Origin of the sequence: Aquibium carbonis (assembly GCF_003970795.1) — a bacterium.
In the GTDB taxonomy this organism is placed as follows: Bacteria; Pseudomonadota; Alphaproteobacteria; order Rhizobiales; family Rhizobiaceae; genus Aquibium; species Aquibium carbonis.
In genome coordinates, this window is record NZ_RWKW01000025.1 from 1 (window position 1) to 18500 (window position 18500).

The following is an 18500-nucleotide window of genomic DNA, read 5'->3' on the forward strand; positions in this document are numbered from 1 at the left end:
CTTCACCCCGCCGCCGCGCGCGCTGGCCCGCGCGGCCGCCGAGCCCGCCTGGGTGCACCTGCACGGCGAACGCGTCATGGCCGACGTGACCGTCACGCCAGGGCTTGCCGGGCCGGTCGTGGCGACCGTCGCGCTGCAAGGTGGTGACTACGGCCCGCTTGCCGCGAAAGCGGTAACGCTCGTCGTCTCAAGGCCCGATGTCGGCATCGAACCCGTGCGGCGCGACATGGTGGCGACGGAGGAGGGCGCCTGGCGCGCGGGCGACCTCGTGCTGCCCTTGCCCGGACGCTGGTCGGTGCGGGTCGACGTCCTCGTCAGCGACTTCGAACTCGTCAGGCTCGAGGGCGAAATCGACATCCGGCCGTGAGGCCGAGAATGTTGACATAAAGATATCCTTATGTGCATATCCGATTCTATCGGATGCGTGCATGAGGATATCCGCCATGGCTTCGACCCTCGACGATCTGTTTGGCGCGGCCCTGCCGCCCCGCGACGGAGGTGAAATCCGCGCCGCCCTGAACGCGGCCGCACGCGAGCGCATCCTCATCCTCGACGGCGCGATGGGCACGGAGATCCAGGCGCTCCGCCTCGGGGAGGAGCATTTCCGTGGGGATCGCTTCGAAGGTTGCGCCTGCCACCAGCAGGGCAACAACGATCTCCTCATCCTGACCCAGCCCAAGGCGATCGAGGACATCCACTTCGCGTATGCCATCGCCGGCGCCGACATCATCGAGACGAATACCTTCTCGTCCACCCGCATCGCGCAGGCCGATTACGGCATGGAGGAGATGGTCTACGACCTGAACCGCGACGGCGCGCGGCTGGCCCGCCGCGCCGCGATCCGCGCCTTCCAGGAGGACGGCCTGCGGCGCTTCGTGGCCGGCGCGCTGGGGCCGACCAACCGCACGGCCTCGATCTCGCCCGACGTCAACAATCCCGGCTATCGCGCGGTCACCTTCGACGATCTGCGGCTGGCCTATGGCGAGCAATTGCGCGGCCTGATCGACGGCGGCGCGGACCTGATCCTCATCGAGACGATCTTCGACACGCTCAATGCCAAGGCGGCGATCTTCGCCTGCGGCGAGGTCTTTGCCGAGAAAGGCATCGACCTGCCGATCATGATCTCGGGCACGATCACCGATCTCTCCGGTCGGACGCTGTCGGGCCAGACTCCGACCGCGTTCTGGCATTCGGTGCGTCATGCCAAGCCGGTGTCGGTTGGGCTCAACTGCGCGCTGGGCGCCGCCGCCATGCGCCCGCACATCGCCGAGATCTCGGGCGTCGCCGACACGCTCACCTGCGCCTATCCCAATGCCGGCCTGCCCAACGCCTTCGGCCAGTACGACGAAAGCCCGGAATACATGGCGAGCCAGGTCGAGGCTTTCGCCCGCGAGGGGCTGGTCAACATCGTCGGCGGCTGCTGCGGCTCGACGCCCGACCATGTCCGCGCGATCGCAGAGGCCGTGGCGAAACATCCGCCGCGCGCGGTGCCGACCGTGGCGCCCTTGATGCGGCTGTCGGGGCTGGAGCCCTTCGTGCTGACGAAGGACATCCCCTTCGTCAATGTCGGCGAGCGCACCAACGTGACCGGCTCGGCCAAGTTCAGGAAGCTGGTCACGGCGGGCGATCTTGCCGCCGGCCTCGACGTCGCGCGCGACCAGGTCGAGAACGGTGCCCAGATCATCGACGTCAACATGGACGAGGGCCTGATCGATTCGAAAAAGGCGATGGTCGAGTTCCTCAACCTGATCGCCGCCGAGCCCGACATCGCCCGCGTTCCGCTGATGATCGACAGTTCGAAATGGGAGATCATCGAGGCCGGGCTGAAATGCGTGCAGGGCAAGCCGGTCGTCAACTCCATCTCGCTCAAGGAGGGCGAGGAGGCCTTCCTGCACCAGGCGCGACTGTGCCGAGCCTATGGCGCGGCGGTCGTGGTCATGGCCTTCGACGAAAAGGGCCAGGCCGACACCAAGGCGCGCAAGGTGGAGATCTCGAAGCGCGCCTTCGAGCTGCTGACCGAGACCGCCGGTTTCGAGCCTTCCGACATCATCTTCGATCCCAACATCTTCGCGGTGGCGACCGGCATCGAAGAGCACGACAATTACGGCCACGACTTCATCGAGGCGGCGCGCGAAATCACGGCGGCGATGCCCGGCGTGCACGTTTCGGGCGGGGTTTCGAACCTGTCGTTCTCGTTTCGCGGCAACGAGCCCGTGCGCGAGGCCATGCACGCGGTGTTTCTCTACCACGCCATCCAGGCGGGCATGGACATGGGCATCGTCAATGCCGGCCAGCTCGCCGTCTACGAATCCATCGACCCGGACCTGCGCGAGGCCTGCGAGGACGTGGTGCTGAACCGCGTGCCGGCGGCCGGCGGCACGCCGACGGAGAACCTTCTCGATCTCGCCGAGCGCTACAAGGGCTCGGCCGGCAAGGAAGCGCGCGAGAAGGATCTGCGGTGGCGCGAATGGCCGGTCGAGAAGCGGCTGGAGCACGCGCTCGTCAACGGCATCACCGAATACATCGAGGCCGACACGGAGGAAGCGCGGCAGACGGCGGAGCGTCCGCTGCATGTCATCGAGGGACCGCTGATGGCCGGCATGAACGTCGTCGGCGACCTGTTCGGGTCGGGCAAGATGTTCCTGCCGCAGGTGGTCAAGTCGGCGCGGGTGATGAAGCAGGCCGTGGCGGTCCTCCTTCCCTACATGGAAGCCGAGAAGCTGGCGAACGGCGGCGCCGGCGGACGGCAGAGCGCCGGGACCGTCCTGATGGCGACCGTGAAGGGCGACGTCCACGACATCGGCAAGAACATCGTCGGCGTCGTATTGGCCTGCAACAACTACGAGATCATCGACCTCGGCGTCATGGTGCCGGCAACGAAGATCCTGGAGATCGCGCGCGAGCGAAAGGTCGACATCATCGGCCTGTCCGGCCTGATTACGCCCTCGCTCGACGAGATGGTGCATGTGGCTTCGGAGATGGAGCGCGAGGGCTTCGACATCCCGCTGCTGATCGGCGGCGCGACCACGAGCCGCGTGCACACAGCGGTGAAGATCCATCCGCGCTACCATCGCGGCCAGGCGATCTACGTCACCGATGCCAGCCGCGCCGTCGGCGTCGTCTCCAGCCTGCTGTCGCCCGAGATGAAAGCCGGCGCCGTCGAGACCGTGCGCGCCGAGTATCGCAAGGTGGCGGCTGCGCATGCGCGCTCGGAAGCCGAAAAGCAGCGGCTGCCGCTCGCCCGCGCCCGCGCCAACGCGCATCGTGTCGACTGGGCTTCCTACGATCCGCCAAAGCCGTCCTTCCTCGGCACGCGCGTGTTCCAGGAGTGGGACCTGTCGGAACTCGCCCGCTACATCGACTGGACGCCGTTCTTCCAGACCTGGGAACTGCGGGGGCGCTATCCGGCGATTCTCGACGACGAGAAGCAGGGCGCGGCGGCGCGCCAACTGTTCGAGGACGCGCAGGCGATGCTGGCCAAGATCATCGACGAGCAGTGGTTTGCGCCGAAGGCCGTCGTGGGCTTCTGGCCCGCCAATGCGGTCGGCGACGACATCGCGCTGTTTGCCGACGACAGCCGGACGGAAAAGCGCGCGTGGCTGCACACCCTGCGCCAGCAGCTTCCCCGCCGCGATGGCAAGCCGAACCTGTCGCTGTCGGATTTCGTGGCGCCGCGCGACGGCGGCAAGGCGGATTACGTCGGCGGGTTCGTCGTCACCGCCGGGATCGAGGAAGTCGCGATCGCGGAACGCTTCGAGCGCGCCAATGACGACTACTCCTCCATCCTGGTCAAGGCCTTGGCCGACCGCTTCGCCGAGGCCTTCGCCGAGCGCATGCACGAGCTGGTGCGCAAGGAGTTGTGGGGCTACGGCGCCGACGAGGCCTTCTCACCCGAGGACCTGGCCGGCGAGCCCTATCGCGGCATCCGTCCTGCGCCCGGCTATCCCGCGCAACCCGACCACACCGAGAAGGCGACGCTGTTTTCGCTGCTGGATGCGGAGGCGCAGATCGGCGTGCGGCTGACCGAGAGCCATGCCATGTGGCCGGGGTCGTCGGTGTCGGGTCTCTACCTCTCGCATCCCGACAGCTTTTATTTCGGTGTCGGGAAGGTCGAGCGCGACCAGGTCGAGGATTATGCTCGCCGCAAGGGCATGAGCGTCGAGGAGGTCGAGCGCTGGCTCGCCCCGGTCCTGAACTACGTGCCGATGGCCTTTGCGGAAGCAGCCGAGTAAGGCGCGCACGCTTTCTGGCGAACCGTTGCCGCGCGGCCACAGGTCGGAGGCACATCATGCACTATGGATCGCGTGCGGGGTCGGGAGGCCTCGCATGCCGACAGTTGCTCCGGAGCGCGCATGAAGATCTTCGCCTACAAGCCCGGTCACGACGGCCACGTCGCCCTGATCGAGGACGCCACGCTGGCCTTTTCGATCGAGGCGGAAAAGGATTCGGGCCCGCGCTATGCGCCGGTGACGCCGGAACTCGTGCTGCGCGGCCTCGGGCTTTGCGACGAGATCCCGGACGTGCAGGCGCTGTCGGGCTGGATGGGCTCCTTCCGTCCGTTCAGCCAGCCGCTGGGTTCGGGATATTTCGGTCACGACGAGAGCGGCATCATCGACCGGCCGCAGCTCTTTGCCGGCAAGGAGATCCGCTTCTTCTCCTCATCGCACGAGCGTTCGCACATCATCGGCAGCTATGCCATGTCGCCATTTCCGCAGGGACAGGCCTGCTATGCACTGGTCTGGGAAGGCGTGCTCGGCTCGTTCTATCGCATCGACGAGAAGCTTCAGGTGACGAAGCTCGGCACCCCGGTCACTGGCCCCGGCCACAAATACGGCTTTCTCTACGGCCTCGCCGACCCGACGCTTTCAGTCGATGCCCGCAAGTCGCGCCGCGAGGACGCCGGCAAGCTGATGGCGATCGCCGGCTACGGCAAGGACGTGGCCGAGACGCCCGAAGAGCGAACGCTGATCGAGCGGCTGATCGCCTGGGACGCGGTGGCCGCGCCGCTGCGCAAGGCGGATTTCATCGGCACGCCCTTCGTCGACATCGGGCTCGAGACCGAGGCCTTTCGCAATCTCGCGCGCCGCTTCCAGGACGCGATCTTTGCGCGCTTCCTCGACTTCGCCAAGGCGAACCTGACGGATGGACTGCCCCTGCTCGTGTCGGGCGGCTGCGGGCTGAACTGCGACTGGAACAGCGCGTGGAAGGGCGCCGGCCTGTTCGCCGATGTCTTCGTGCAGCCCTGCACCAATGATTCCGGTTCCGCCATCGGCACGGCCGCCGACGCGCAGTTCCGCATCACCGGCAACGCCAAGATCGAGTGGACGGCCTATGCCGGCGAAGACTTCGTGCACGACGCGGCCGACTTGTCCGGGTTCGACGCCGTGCCCGCCGACGATGCCGTGATCGCCGATGAACTGGCCGGCGGCGCCGTGCTCGCCTGGGTCCAGGGGCGCTACGAGATCGGTCCGCGAGCGCTCGGCAACCGCTCGCTGATCGCCGCGCCGTTCACCAAGGAGATGCACACGCGCCTGAACGCCATCAAGAAGCGTGAAGGCTTTCGCCCCATCGCGCCGATCCTGCTGGAGGAGGAACTCGACCGGTTGTTCGTTCACCACGGTCCGAGCCCGCACATGCTCTATTTCCAGCGCGTGAAGACCGACGCCATCCAGGCCGTCACCCATGTCGACGGCTCGGCGCGGGCGCAGACGGTCACGGCCGAGCAGAATGCGCGGATGCACGCGCTGCTGTCGGCCTTCAAGGCGCGGACGGGCTACGGCGTTCTCTGCAACACCTCGCTCAACTTCTCCGGAAAGGGGTTCATCAACCGGATGAGCGATCTCGTGCGATATGTCCGCGACACCGGGCTCGAAGGGTTCGTGGTCGGCGATACGTTCTACCGTCGTGGAAAGTAGAACGACCGAGGACATCAAGCTTGCAACTCGGCATTGCTTTCAGTTGCAATGCTCTCGAAAGAATCGCTAGAATTTCTGCTGTTCCGGATCAGAAGCAGCTTGCGCCGAGGCCAGCCGGCGCAACCGGCTAAGATGGGCTTCCCCGGCTGCGGCAACAGCCTTGCTCTCGAACGGAGGTGACGATCATGCGGCAAAGGCCGTTCAGCGTCAGCTTCGAGATCATATGGACCCGGACAGGCTGGCAAGTCATCGTCCGGGGTCCGACTGGCTTCGCAAGTAAACGGAAGGCGGGCGAAAGCTCGTCTCCCACATCCGAATATGGTCCAGAAGTGCCATGGCGACAACAAGTCGTGCGCAGCCGTTTGAACGCACGGGGCTCCGGCGGCAGCGACGGAACACAAAGCTTCAAGCCACGCCACGCAACAGCAGCACGTTTTCCGCTGTCTCGCCCCCGCGGCGATAGCCCCTGTCGGCGAGGAAGCCGATACAATCGCGCAGCCAGAGCGTCGATAGGACCGTCTCGATCAGGATCGCCTTCGGCCAGAGCCGTTCTGGCGCCTGCTCGAAGAGCGGCAGCAGCGCGCGGTCCTCGAACCCTTCGACGTCGATCTTCAGGAGGTCGACGTTCGGGACGCCTTGCCGGGCGAGGACGGATGCCAGCGGCGCGACGGGCACAGCCTGCGTGCTACGCACCGCGCCGGCGCCTTCCCTCAGGAGCGAGGCATGGCCGATGTTGCCGCCGCCATCGGAGTAGAGTTCCATGGTGCCGGTCTCGCCGGCGATGGCGAGGTTCTGTGCGGCGACGTTTCCCGCGCCGTTGGCGTCGAGATTGTAGGCCAGCTTGGCGAAAGTGCGGGGGTGGGGTTCGAAGGCGATGATGCGGGCGCCTGGCCCGGCCTTCGTGGCCACGTGGAGCGAATAGGTGCCGACATTGGCGCCAATGTCGACGAACACCATGCCGGGCTTCAAAAGGGGCTCGATCAGCGCGTGCTCTTCGGCCTCGGGCAGGACGCCATGACCGACCAGCATGCGGTCGTCGCGGTTCTCGGCCGGGTAGGCGCGAAAGGCGATGCCCCCCGCCGTCACGTCGAACGGGCCCGCCAGGCGCGACCCGAAATGCTTGCGGATCGCCTTGCGCCGGGGATGGGGAATGTCGCCTGAGACCGTCAGCGCCCAGATGAGGCGCGCGAAGCGGCTCGGCGGACGCTTGCCGAAGGCGGTCGTCGTGTCAAGCGCGGCGAGGGGGAGCGACATGCGTGCGGGGGCATCCGTTCGAGGTCAAAGGGCGGCGGCGGCCTTGCCGGCGTCGAGCGCGCCAGCCTGGACATCGTCGATCACGGCCCGCACGGAGCCGGTGATCGCCTCCTTCTGCTCCTTCGTCAACTCGTCTGCCTTCTGGCCATCGGCCAGCCGCACCGTAACTTCGCGGTGGGCGAAGCGGATGCCCTCGTGGTTGAACACCTCTCGCACGGCGGCATAGACCACCTTGCGGGTGACGAACTGGTCCCCCGGGCGCGTCATGAACTTGACTCTGATGATCATGGCCGAGTCCTCCATCGCGTAGACGCCCTGCGACTTCAGCGGCTGCAGGAACAGATGACCGACGACGGGATCCTGCAGCAACCGCTCGCCGATCTTTTTCACCAGCTTGCGCACCTTCTCGACGTCGGTGTCGTAGGTCAGCCGCAGCGGCAGCTTCATCATGACCCAATCGCGGGAATAGTTCGTCAGCTGTTGAATCTCGCCAAACGGCACGGTGTGGACAGCGCCGAGATGGTGGCGCAACTGGAAGGAGCGCATCGAGATCTTCTCGACCACGCCCTTGACGCTGCCGACCTCGATGTACTCGCCCTTGCGGAAGGCGTCGTCGACCAGGAAGAAGGCACCGGAGAAGATGTCCCGGATCAAGGTCTGAGCTCCGAAGCCGACGGCGATGCCGATCACGCCGGCACCGGCAAAGAGAGGCCCGATGTCGACGCCGAGATTGGCCAGCACGATCATGGTGCCGAACACGGCCAGCATCGACACGATCACGTTGCGGAAGATCGGCAGCAGCGTCGCGAGCCTGGACTGGCCCTTGCCGCTCTCGCCCTCTCCCTCGCCCGGGTTGCCGGCCTGTCCGTCGAGCGTGCCACCCTCCTCGACGATCTTGTAATCGATGAAGCCGTTGACCGCGCGATAGAGGGCGGCGGCCACGATGAGGACGAGCAGGATGTCGAGCGCGGCGGCAATCGGATGCCCGCCATCGCGTCCGAGGTCGGCTCCCCACAGGCGGGCGAGTTCGCCGGCGCTGACCACGAGGATCGTCGCCTGGATCGTGCTCTGGAAGAACGCCTTGAAAGCGGGGAAATAGGGCTTCGTGGTGGAGGGCGGCATGACCGGCGCCATCACGGTCATCTCGTCATTGTCTTCCATCATGTCGCGGACGGTCTCGTCCATCCCGGCTATGAGTTCGCGGGACGCCTGGGCGCGCCGCCAGGCACGTCGCTCCGATTGCTGCTTGAGCAACTGGCGACGGCGGTGCGACGCGGCGCGGCGTTCGTAGACGAGTTCGAGCAGATAGGCGGCGATGGCATAGGCAAAGACACCGACGACGAAAATGATGATCGGCGCGAGCACCGGCACATAGCCGCCGGGCAGGCCGAGGGTCAGCCGCACCGAACTCACCAGCCAGGCTACGATCAGGTAGACGATCGCGATCGGCAGGACGGCCACCGCCGCCACGCGACGCGGGAACGGCACCTTCTCCGGCTCGCCCGCGCCGAGGATGATGGCTGTCAGTTCGTGGCGATGGACGATGACGAGAGCGCCCATCATCAAGGCACAAAGCAGCATGCCGAAGATGAAGGCCAAGTTCTGGGCGTCCTGGTTCACCGCCACCATCGACATGTCGGTCACGCTGCCCGGCGGATTGAGAATGAGGATCCAGCGGCACAGGCCGATCACAATCGCACCGACGGACAGCAGAATGGCCCAGTCGCGAAACAGCCTCCGTGCCTCGGCGTCGGACAGATTGATGAGGCGATGCGCGGCCGATGTCGGCGCGAAGAAATTCCAGAAGACCACCGACCGGACGATGCGATAGACCACGTAGGTGGAGATGACGACGAAGATGGTGTCGCGCGACGGCTTGTGTCCGGAATCGAAGATGACGGCGACGAGCACCGCCGTGACGAACATGATGCCGGCGCTGAGCAGCATCCAGCCGGCCCGGAACAGGATGTAGCCGAGTTTTCGGGACAGGCTGCTTTCGTCCTCGCGATAGAGGTGGCGGAAGTGCCCGCGCGCCCAGCGCGTCACCTGCCAGAAGACCAGGCGTCCCGCCACCAGGCCGCCGACCGCTGTCGCAATGGCCAGAACCAGCCAGAGGACGGTTCCGTCCGGGCTCGCCGCCTTCAGCGCTTCCGGAAGATAGTCGACATAGATCCACGCGTTCGCGACCATGCGCTTCAGGCTTTCGCGCGCCTTGAGCAGGCTCTCGCTGGAGAGGGCCATCGCCATCGGCATGTCGGGCGTCGCCGTTTGCTCGCCGCCCGGGCGCATGATGATGATGGTGGAGCCGTCCCTCTCCGCCTGCTGAAGAATCGCTTCCATTCCGGAAGGCGCCGCGGCTTCGGTTTTCCTGTCCTGCGTCAGCAACTGGATCGGTGACTGCGCGTGAGCGGGCACCACGAAGCCGACGATCAGGGCAAGGAGCGCCGCAATGCCCCAGAGCCTGGGCCAACCGCACGCCCGTTTCGCAGAGACGTCCATGTCCGTTCCTTTCGCCTCGGTCGTTGTCAAGGCTTGCGTCCGCCGATACTCGACAGGCATGGCATATCCGGTCGCGACGGTAAGATAAATCATGATCAACAACACGCTCTTCCTCGTGAGGCATGGCAGGACGGCCTGGAACGAGCAGGGGCGTTTCCAGGGGCTCACCGACGTGCCGCTGTCGCCGGACGGCAGGGCGGATGCCGAAGCGAACGGACGCCGGCTCGCGCGCCATCTCGCAACGGGCGGCGCGCTTCCGGGCGATTTGCGTCTGTTGAGTTCGCCGCTCGCGCGGTGCGTCGAGACGGCCCGTATCATCGCCAGACATCTCGGACTGCCCGCGACCTTCGTCGAGACGGACGACCGCCTGGCGGAGGCGGGGTTCGGACACTGGGAGGGCCTGACCACGCATGAGGTGAAGGCGCGGTTCCCGGACGAACGGCGCGCCCGCAAGGCGGATCGCTGGAACTTCGCCCCGTCCGGGGGCGGAAGCTATGCCGATCTTGAAGCCAGAATGAAATTATTCACACACAGCCTCACCGCAGCCGCGTTACCAATCGTCGTGACGCACAGTGGAAATCTGCGCGTCATGATTGGGATGCTAGAGGGGCTGGACCAGGGGGCGAGCATGCGTCGTGCGATACCGCACGATCGTGTCCTCTGCTGGTCGCAAGGCAGGTTCGCCGAAGTGTGAACGCCAAAGTGTGAACTTGGGGGCACACTCGCCGCAAATTGAGAACGAGGGGACTTTCCGGCCCTTGCCGCAGGGATAGGGAATTGCAAAACTCCCGATCAATCCTCGCCCGGTCAGGCATTCTGCCGCCGCCGGCCGCTGGGGCAAGACGGCCGGGCGTAAGAGACCGTCAGGGATGGGACAGATCGACTTGGGCGACAGACGGGACTTGCTGCGTATCGAGGACTTGCGCATCTCGATCAAGATACAGCAAAGCAGCATCGAAGTGGTGAAGGGCGTCAGCTTCCGGATTCCGGCGGGCAAGACAGTTGCGCTCGTTGGCGAGTCCGGCTCGGGCAAGTCCATCATCGCGCAGGCCATCCTCGGGATTTTGCCCAGGGTCGCCAAGATTACCGGCGGACGGATCCGCTTCCGCGATCCCTTGCAGCCCGGTACGGAGACGGACATTGCCGCGCTCGATCCGACGACGGCGGAGATGTGCGACCTTCGTGGCGGACGCATCGCGATGATCTTCCAGGAGCCGATGACGTCGCTGTCGCCGCTCCACACGATCGGCAACCAGGTCGAGGAGGCGCTCGTCCTGCATCGCGAGGTGGCCAGGGGCGAGGCGCGCTCGCTCACCGAGGACATGCTGAAGCTCGTCAATTTCCCGGACCCGTCGCGCGCCTACGACATGTATCCGATGGAGCTTTCCGGCGGCCTGCGCCAGCGCGCCATGATCGCCATGGCTCTGATCTGCCAGCCGGCCCTGCTGATCGCCGACGAGCCGACGACGGCGCTGGACGTGACCGTGCAGGCGCAGGTGCTCGGGCTTTTGAAATCGCTCCAGGCGCGCTTTGGAATGTCGCTGCTGCTGATCACGCATGATCTCGGCGTGGTTGCCAACATGGCCGACGAGGTGGTGGTGATCTATCACGGTCGTATCCTCGAAGCCGGGCCGCTGAAGGAGATCTTCACCAATCCCGGACACGCCTATACGCGGGCGCTGATGAAGGCCGTGCCCGATCTCGACATGGAGCCGGGCGAAAAGCTGGTGGCTTTGCGGGAGATCGACAAGGTGATCCCGGCCTCGATGCGACGTGCGAGCGAAGGGCGCTGCACGTCGCAGACGCCGCTTCTCACCGTCCGCGACCTTCACAAGACCTATACCATCAAGTCGGGGAGCTGGTTCGGCGGACAGAACCGCCAGATTCACGCGGTCAACGGCGTTTCCTTCGACGTGCGGCGCGGCGAGTGCTTCGGCATCGTGGGCGAGAGCGGCTGCGGAAAGTCTTCGCTCAGCAAGCTGATCATGCGTGCGACCGAGGCCGACAGCGGCCAGATGCTGTTCGACAATGGCGAGATCAGCTGCGACATCCGCAAGCTCCATGGTCGCGCCCTCAAGGATTTCCGCAAGCGCATCCAGATCGTCTTCCAGGATCCCTTCGGTTCGCTGAGCCCGCGCTCGACCGTCCTCAACACGCTGCGCGAACCGCTCGAGATCCATCGCCAGGGCGGCGCGCGCGAGATCACCCAGACGGCCGCCGACCTGATGGCGATGGTCGGCCTGCAGACCAGCCATCTCAACCGCTATCCGCACAGTTTTTCCGGCGGTCAGCGGCAGCGCATCGGCATTGCCCGCGCGCTGGCGCTGGCACCGGACCTCCTGATCTGCGACGAACCGGTGTCGGCGCTGGACGTTTCGGTGCAGGCGCAGATTCTGAACCTGCTGAAATCGCTGCAGGACGAGCTGTCGCTGACGATGGTCTTCATCTCGCACAACCTCGCGGTGGTGAAGTACATCGCCGACAGGATTGCCGTGATGCGGCGCGGGAGAATCGTCGAGATCGCCGACTGCGAGACGCTGTTTGCCCGGCCGATGCACCCCTACACCCAGAAGCTCCTGAGCGCGGTTCCCAGCGTCAGCCTGGACCGCAAGCTCGACTTCGCCGCTCAGGGCGACGACGAGTCCGATCCGAGCGACGACTGGCCGCCGGAATTCCAGAGCAAACATGGCGACGGGAGTGACCTGTCGCTCTTACAAGTTGGCGAGGGACATCTCGTTCTCGCGCGCGACATGCCATCCCGTGAAAGGATCTACGCATGACCACGTTCATCAGCCGGGTCTGGGGCCTTGCCGCGATGGCAGCCGCCGCAACTGCGACCCTCGTTTCGGCGACCTTCGCCGAAGAGCCGCCGTCCCTGAAGGACGCGGTGGAAAGCGGCCAGCTTCCGCCCATGGAGCAACGGCTTCCCGACGTGCCGCGCGTCATCGACATGGCCGCGCTCGGCAAGACCAACGGCACCTATGGCGGCAGGCTGCGGATGCTCATGGCCGACGCCAAGGACATCCGCATGATGACGATCTACGGCTATTCCCGCCTGGTCGGATTCAACGAGAAGCTGGAGATCGTCCCCGACATTCTCGAGAGCTTCGAGGTGGAGGAAGGGCGCATCTTCACGTTCAAGGTCCGGCCCGGCCATCGGTGGTCGGACGGCGCGCCCTTCACCGCGGAGGATTTCCGGTACAGCTGGGAGGATGTCGAGACCAACGAGGCGCTGTCGCGTGGCGGGGCCTCGGCGGTGATGATGGTGGATGGCGAAGCGCCGCAATTCGAGGTGATCGACGACCTTACCGTGCGCTTCACCTGGTCGAAGCCCAACCCGCAGTTCCTGCCCTCGCTGGCGGGTGCGAGCCCGAACTACATCGTCCAGCCTGCCCACTACCTCAAGCAGTTCCATGAAAAGTATGCCACGGCCGAGGATCTCGCCGAAAGGGTGCGGCAGAACAGTTCTCGCGACTGGGTAGCGCTGCACACCGTCAAGGCGCGGGCCTACCGGCCCGAAAACCCGGATCTGCCGACGCTGGAGCCGTGGATGAACACGACACCGCCGCCGGCCGAGCGCTTCATCTTCAAGCGCAACCCCTATTTCCACCGGGTCGATGGCGAAGGCCGGCAGCTGCCCTACCTCGACGAGGTCTATCTCGGCATCAGCTCGGCCGACATCATTCCGGCCAAGACCGGGACGGGCGACAGCGACCTTCAGGCCCGCTATCTGCGCTTCGACAACTTCACCTTCCTCAAGCAGTCGAGCGAACAGCACAAGTTCGACGTCAAGCTGTGGAAGGACGGCACCGGTTCGCAGGTCGCCTACCTGCCGAACCTCAACACCAACGACGCCGTCTGGCGGGACCTGTTTCGCGACGTCCGGTTCCGCCGCGCGCTCTCGCTCGCCATCCATCGCGAGGAAATCAACCAGCAGTTCTATTTCGGGCTCGCGCAGCCGGCGTCCAACTCCGTTCTGGACGGATCGCCGCTCTACAAGCCGCAATACGCGCAGGCCTGGTCCGAATACGACCCGGACAAGGCCAATGCCATGCTCGACGAGATCGGCCTGACGCGCGGTCCCGACGGGGTTCGCCGGCTCTCGGACGGGCGCCGTGCCGAGATCATCATCGAGATGGCGGGCGGCACCGAGGAAACCGACGTGACGCAACTCGTCACCGAATATTGGGGCGCGATCGGCATCAAGGTGTTTCCGCGCGCCATGCAGCTCGACAACATGCGCCGCCGCTTCCTGTCCGGCGAAACCATGATGTCGGTGTGGTCGGGCCTCAATGTCGGACTGGCCACCCCCGACATGCCGCCCGAGGAACTGGCCCCGGTGTCGTCGGTCCAGGGCATCTGGCCGAAGTGGGGCCAGCACCTGGAAACCAACGGAATGGCCGGCGAGACGATCGACGTTCCGGAAGTGGCCAAGCTCGCCGCGCTGTTCCAGGACTGGCGTGTTTCGTCGACCACGGCGGAGCGCACGACGATCTGGGACGAGATGCTCAACATCTTCACCGATCAGGTCTACACGATCGGCACGGTGAACGGCGTCCTCCAGCCGGTGGTGGTGCGCAACACGCTGAAGAATGTCCCCGACGAAGGCATCTACGCCTTTGCGCCGGTGGCCTTCTTCGGGGTGTACATGCCCGACACCTTCTGGTTCGACAAGGAGTAGCGGGCATTGCTGCGCTACATCTTCTATCGCCTGCTGGCCGCGATACCGACGCTGTTCCTGATCAGCGCGTTGGTGTTCACCATTATCGAGCTGCCGCCGGGCGATTTCTTCGAAAACTACATCGCGGAACTGCAGGCGCAGGGGGAGACCGTCGATCCGAGGAAGATCGAATACCTCAAGGAGGAGTACGGCTTCGACAAGCCGCTGATCGAACGCTACTTCACCTGGGTGGGCGGCATGCTCCAGGGCGATTTCGGCTATTCGTTCGAATATGAGCTGCCGGTCAGCGACGTGGTGGGCAACCGCTTGTGGCTCACCATCCTCGTCTCGACCATCACCATCATCTTCACCTGGCTGATCGCCTTCCCGATCGGCATCTACTCGGCCACGCACCAGTACTCCTGGGGTGACTACGGGCTGACGTTCCTCGGCCTGCTGGGTCTTGCCACCCCCAACTTCCTGCTGGCGCTGATCCTGCTCTACTTCGCCAATGTGTGGTTCGGCACGTCGATCGGCCACCTGATGGATGCGGAGTACATCGACCAGCCGATGAGCTGGGCGAAGTTCGGTTCCATGGCCGAGCACATGGTGATCCCGGTGATCGTCATCGGCACGGCCGGCACCGCGGGCATGATCCGCCGTCTGCGGGCCAACCTGCTGGACGAACTGCAGAAACAGTACGTCGTCACCGCCCGCGCCAAGGGGGTGCCGCCCACGCGGGCGCTGGTGAAGTATCCGCTGCGCATGTCGCTCAACTTCTTCATCGCCGACATCGGCTCCATCCTGCCGGCGGTGATCTCGGGCGCGGAGGTCGTGGCCATCGTTCTGTCGCTGGAAACCACCGGCCCGTTGCTCATCCGTGCGCTCCAGAGCCAGGACATGTATCTTGCAGGCTCCTTCCTGATGTTTCTTGCCACACTGACCGTCATAGGCGTCCTGATCTCGGACATCGCGCTCGCCATTCTCGATCCGCGCATCAGGCTCCAGGGGGGACGTCGATGAGTTCGTCGATCCCGCCGGACGGAGAGGCGATCAGCCACTTCGTGTCGCAGACCCCGTTCGACCCGCAAGGTGTCGAGAAGCTGTCGCCGGAGCAGGAAAAGGTCTACTTCGCCTCGCAGCTGAAGCTGATGTGGTGGAAGTTCAGGAAGCACCGCGCGGCCGTCTGGTCCGGCATCTTCCTGCTGCTGATCTATCTGTCGATCCTGATCAGCGAGTTCCTGGCCCCCTACAGCCTCGAACGGCGCGACGTGAGGGCGATCTACATGCCCCCGCAGGGCATCCACCTCTTCCACGAGGGAAGTTTCGTCGGACCGTTCGTCTATGGCTACGACTTCAAGCTCAACATGCAGACGCTGAAGCGCGAATATGTTCCCAACACCAACGACGTGCAGCCCCTGCGCTTCTTCTGCCGCGGCGACAGCTATCGCTTCTGGGGCATGGTCGAGAGCGACCTGCACCTCGTCTGCCCGGCGGAGGACGGCTATTTCTATCTGCTCGGCACCGATCGGCTCGGGCGGGACGTGCTTTCGCGCATCATCTACGGCACGCGAATATCGCTGACCATCGGCCTGATCGGCATCACCGTCTCCTTCCTGCTCGGCATCAGCATCGGCGGCATGGCGGGCTACTATGGCGGCTGGATCGACCATGTCGTGCAGCGCATCATCGAGGTGCTGCAAAGCCTGCCCAGCATTCCGCTGTGGCTTGCGCTGGCCGCCATCATGCCGGTCACGTGGTCGCCGATCGTGGTCTATTTCGGCATTACCATCATCCTTGGTCTCATCGACTGGACCGGGCTTGCCCGAGCGGTGCGCTCGAAACTCCTGTCGCTGCGCGAGGAAGAGTATGTCGTGGCGGCCGAACTGATGGGCGCATCGCCGCCGCGGGTCATCTTCCGGCACCTGATCCCCGGCTTCATGAGCCACCTGATCGCCTCGGCCACGATCACGATCCCGACCATGATCCTCGGCGAAACCGCGCTCTCCTTCCTTGGGCTCGGCCTGCGACCGCCGGTCACCAGCTGGGGCGTGTTGCTCAACGAGGCTCAGAACATCAACGTGGTGGCGCTCTATCCCTGGCTGATCCTGCCGGTGGTGCCGGTCATCCTCGTCATCCTCGCCTTCAACTTCCTGGGCGACGGATTGCGCGACGCGGCCGATCCCTACCACTCCGCCTGACGATCGCGGCCGGCTCAGGCCGGCCGCCCCGGGCGATGTGTCACCCCTGCATCGCCGCACCGGCGGCGATCAGGGCGTCGGCGCTCTCGAAGGCGAAGCCGCGCTCGTCCTTGAGCCAGGCCACCAGATCGACCAGCGTGGCCCAGGCGCGGTCGTCATGGACGAGGTGGTGGGTGAGGATGCCGAGCGGCGCTCCGCCCCTTTCGCGCGCCTGCACCAGTCGCCGCAGAAGCTCGCCCACCGTCCAGGCGAGGTCGCGGCCGCGATGGCCCCCGGCCCAATCCATAACGTCCACCTGTGTGTTGATCTCGGGCAGACGCGTCCCCTTGCGCTGCCAGGACCAGGTCGACAGCCCGGTAAAGCCCAGTTCGTGCAGGCGTGCGGCGACGTCTGGCGCCATCCGGTTCCAGGGCGGTACGAGTATGCCCGAAAGGCGTTCGCCAAAGAATTCCAGAAGCCGGGCGCGTCCAGCCGCCAGATCGGCCAGGATATCGTCGGTCGGCCGCGCGCCGCCGAGCTCAAGACTTGGTGCGCCTTTTGCCGCGTTGTTGCGGTGGGCGAAGCCATGCTGGCAGGGCGTGATCAGCGGCTCGTCGGCCAGCCGCGCCGCGAGCGCGGTCGTCGCGCCAACGGGCACCACCGCCAGCAGTACGGGCACCTCGTGGCCGCGAGCGAAGGCGATGAGCCGCTCAAGCGCGGGCGTGGGCGCCACGGCGTCGTCGTCGCGCAGCCAGAATCGCGGCGTCAGGCCGGCTGCGTCCCATAGTGCAAGCTCATCCTGCAGGACGGCGAAGGCGTTCACGGCGCCACCGCCACGCCAGTTCGGGCGCCCACGAGCGGCAGCAGTGCGCCTTCCAGGGTCGCCGCCGCGGCGTCCAGCCCGTGGTCGCGCGCCACCTTCGCACGCCCGCCGGCGCCGAGCCGGGCGCGCTCTTGCGGCGAGGCGAGCAGACGGGCGAGGTTGTCGCGATAGGCAACGATGTCGAATTCGGGCGCTAGCAACCCGCTCTCGTCGTGACCGACGACCACCGGTACGCCGGCGGTTGCGAAGGCGGCCACTGGCAAGCCAATCGCCTGCGCTTCCAGATAGGCAACGCCGAAGGCTTCCCGCATGCCCGGCCAAGCGAAGAGATCGGCCTTCTTCATCCAGCCCAGAACCTGCTCATGTGGCACCGCGCCGGTGAAACGTGCCCGATCGCCGGCAAAGCCAAACATCGCCTCGACCTCGTTCCGCCCTGGCCCGTCGCCGATGATCACCAGGCGCCAGGGGCGATCGACGAGGCCAGCCAGCGCCTCGGCCAGGAGCCGGTAGGAGTCGATCTTGGCGCCGGGTCGCATCATGCCGACGGAGAGGATCAGCGGACCCTCGCCGGCAGCGCACGGCCCCTCCACATCCACCGCGTCCGGCAGGTCGGCAAGGTCGATGAAAGGCTTCAGCGCCACGATGCTCGAGGCGTCGGGCAGGAAGCTTTCCAGATAGGCGCGGTCGGCCGGCTTGAGGCAGAAGTTCACCGCGGCCTGGCGCACCGCCGCCTGCACGACCGCGCGACCGTCGGCCCAGTCGGCGTCGGTGTCCTGGCGCGTGCGGCAGGCCTCGACGGTCACGTAAGGGATGGCCAGCGCCCGGCAGACCGGCGGGCCGATCCAGTCGGGCGCCTTGCAATAGGGATGATAGGTCATCCAGAGGTCAGGCTTCGCCGCCGGTTGCGCCTGCCAGACTGCCAGCAGACGGTCGACCTCGGCCTCGCAACGCGCCCTGCGGTCGGCGAACAATTCGGCCGAGGGTCGTTTCTGGTAGGCGATGGCCTCGCTGGCGACGAAAGGATCGAAGCCTGCCAGCGCCAGCGCCTTCATCAAGTTGCGGGCGATCTCCCGGTCACCCGACGGAATCGGGTGGCTCGGCGGCTTCAACGGCGCGTAGAAGGCGATCCTCGTCATCGGCGCGACCGTAGCGACCGGCGCGGGCGGGTC

Annotated in this window: 11 protein-coding genes and 1 pseudogene; 8 read left to right on the top strand and 4 right to left on the bottom strand. The window is 65.7% G+C overall.

The window, feature by feature from the left end:
* The 3 genes and pseudogenes from EJC49_RS25585 to EJC49_RS06625 all read left to right on the top strand — a co-directional run.
* Window positions 1-367: pseudogene (locus tag EJC49_RS25585) on the top strand (FixH family protein); the annotation flags it as partial.
* A 76-nt stretch (window positions 368-443) separates the two neighbouring features.
* Window positions 444-4232: a methionine synthase gene (gene metH / locus EJC49_RS06620; protein WP_170314639.1), complete on the top strand. Its 3789-nt coding sequence runs from the start codon at window positions 444-446 to the stop codon at window positions 4230-4232.
* Between the two features lie 120 nt (window positions 4233-4352).
* The gene (locus EJC49_RS06625; protein WP_126698677.1) at window positions 4353-5915 is read left to right on the top strand and encodes a carbamoyltransferase C-terminal domain-containing protein; all 1563 of its coding nucleotides are present in this window, start codon (window positions 4353-4355) and stop codon (window positions 5913-5915) included.
* Window positions 5916-6320: 405 nt separating this feature from the next.
* Here EJC49_RS06625 and EJC49_RS06630 read toward each other — a convergent pair whose 3' ends face one another.
* On the bottom strand, window positions 6321-7169 hold the full coding sequence (locus tag EJC49_RS06630; protein ID WP_126698678.1) for an FkbM family methyltransferase: 849 nt from the start codon (window positions 7167-7169) through the stop codon (window positions 6321-6323).
* A gap of 24 nt (window positions 7170-7193) precedes the next feature.
* Window positions 7194-9668, bottom strand: a complete 2475-nt coding sequence (locus tag EJC49_RS06635; protein ID WP_170314640.1) for a mechanosensitive ion channel family protein — start codon at window positions 9666-9668, stop codon at window positions 7194-7196.
* A 91-nt stretch (window positions 9669-9759) separates the two neighbouring features.
* Here EJC49_RS06635 and EJC49_RS06640 point away from each other — a divergent pair, with 91 nt between their 5' ends.
* The 5 genes from EJC49_RS06640 (at window position 9760) to EJC49_RS06660 (ending at window position 16529) form a co-directional block, all read left to right on the top strand.
* A complete protein-coding gene (locus EJC49_RS06640) occupies window positions 9760-10362 on the top strand; it encodes a histidine phosphatase family protein (protein WP_126698680.1) in 603 nt (200 codons plus the stop codon).
* A gap of 175 nt (window positions 10363-10537) precedes the next feature.
* Window positions 10538-12448 (top strand): ABC transporter ATP-binding protein, encoded by a 1911-nt coding sequence (locus EJC49_RS06645; protein WP_126698681.1) that lies wholly within the window; start codon window positions 10538-10540, stop codon window positions 12446-12448.
* Entirely contained in the window at window positions 12445-14349 is a 1905-nt protein-coding gene (locus EJC49_RS06650; protein ID WP_126698682.1) for an ABC transporter substrate-binding protein, read from the top strand. The genes EJC49_RS06645 and EJC49_RS06650 overlap by 4 nt, the downstream gene beginning before the upstream one ends.
* Before the next feature lie 6 nt (window positions 14350-14355).
* The gene (locus EJC49_RS06655) at window positions 14356-15351 is read left to right on the top strand and encodes an ABC transporter permease (RefSeq protein ID WP_126698683.1); all 996 of its coding nucleotides are present in this window, start codon (window positions 14356-14358) and stop codon (window positions 15349-15351) included.
* A complete protein-coding gene (locus EJC49_RS06660) occupies window positions 15348-16529 on the top strand; it encodes an ABC transporter permease (RefSeq protein WP_126698684.1) in 1182 nt (393 codons plus the stop codon). The genes EJC49_RS06655 and EJC49_RS06660 overlap by 4 nt, the downstream gene beginning before the upstream one ends.
* 40 nt (window positions 16530-16569) lie before the next feature.
* Here the strand turns inward: EJC49_RS06660 and EJC49_RS06665 are convergent, their stop codons facing one another.
* Complete coding sequence (locus tag EJC49_RS06665) at window positions 16570-17331, bottom strand: polysaccharide deacetylase family protein (protein ID WP_126698685.1); 762 nt, start codon at window positions 17329-17331, stop codon at window positions 16570-16572.
* Entirely contained in the window at window positions 17328-18467 is a 1140-nt protein-coding gene (locus EJC49_RS06670) for a glycosyltransferase family 4 protein (RefSeq protein WP_170314641.1), read from the bottom strand. The genes EJC49_RS06665 and EJC49_RS06670 overlap by 4 nt, the downstream gene beginning before the upstream one ends.
* Window positions 18468-18500: the final 33 nt, after the last annotated feature.

Bases quoted from the DNA above. Each gene is read 5' to 3' on its own strand.
- metH (WP_170314639.1), top strand. From the start codon at position 444: ATGGCTTCGACCCTCGACGATCTGTTTGGCGCGGCCCTGCCGCCCCGC.
- EJC49_RS06625 (WP_126698677.1), top strand. From the start codon at position 4,353: ATGAAGATCTTCGCCTACAAGCCCGGTCACGACGGCCACGTCGCCCTG.
- EJC49_RS06630 (WP_126698678.1), bottom strand. From the start codon at position 7,169: ATGTCGCTCCCCCTCGCCGCGCTTGACACGACGACCGCCTTCGGCAAG.
- EJC49_RS06635 (WP_170314640.1), bottom strand. From the start codon at position 9,668: ATGGACGTCTCTGCGAAACGGGCGTGCGGTTGGCCCAGGCTCTGGGGC.
- EJC49_RS06640 (WP_126698680.1), top strand. From the start codon at position 9,760: ATGATCAACAACACGCTCTTCCTCGTGAGGCATGGCAGGACGGCCTGG.
- EJC49_RS06645 (WP_126698681.1), top strand. From the start codon at position 10,538: ATGGGACAGATCGACTTGGGCGACAGACGGGACTTGCTGCGTATCGAG.
- EJC49_RS06650 (WP_126698682.1), top strand. From the start codon at position 12,445: ATGACCACGTTCATCAGCCGGGTCTGGGGCCTTGCCGCGATGGCAGCC.
- EJC49_RS06660 (WP_126698684.1), top strand. From the start codon at position 15,348: ATGAGTTCGTCGATCCCGCCGGACGGAGAGGCGATCAGCCACTTCGTG.
- EJC49_RS06670 (WP_170314641.1), bottom strand. From the start codon at position 18,467: ATGACGAGGATCGCCTTCTACGCGCCGTTGAAGCCGCCGAGCCACCCG.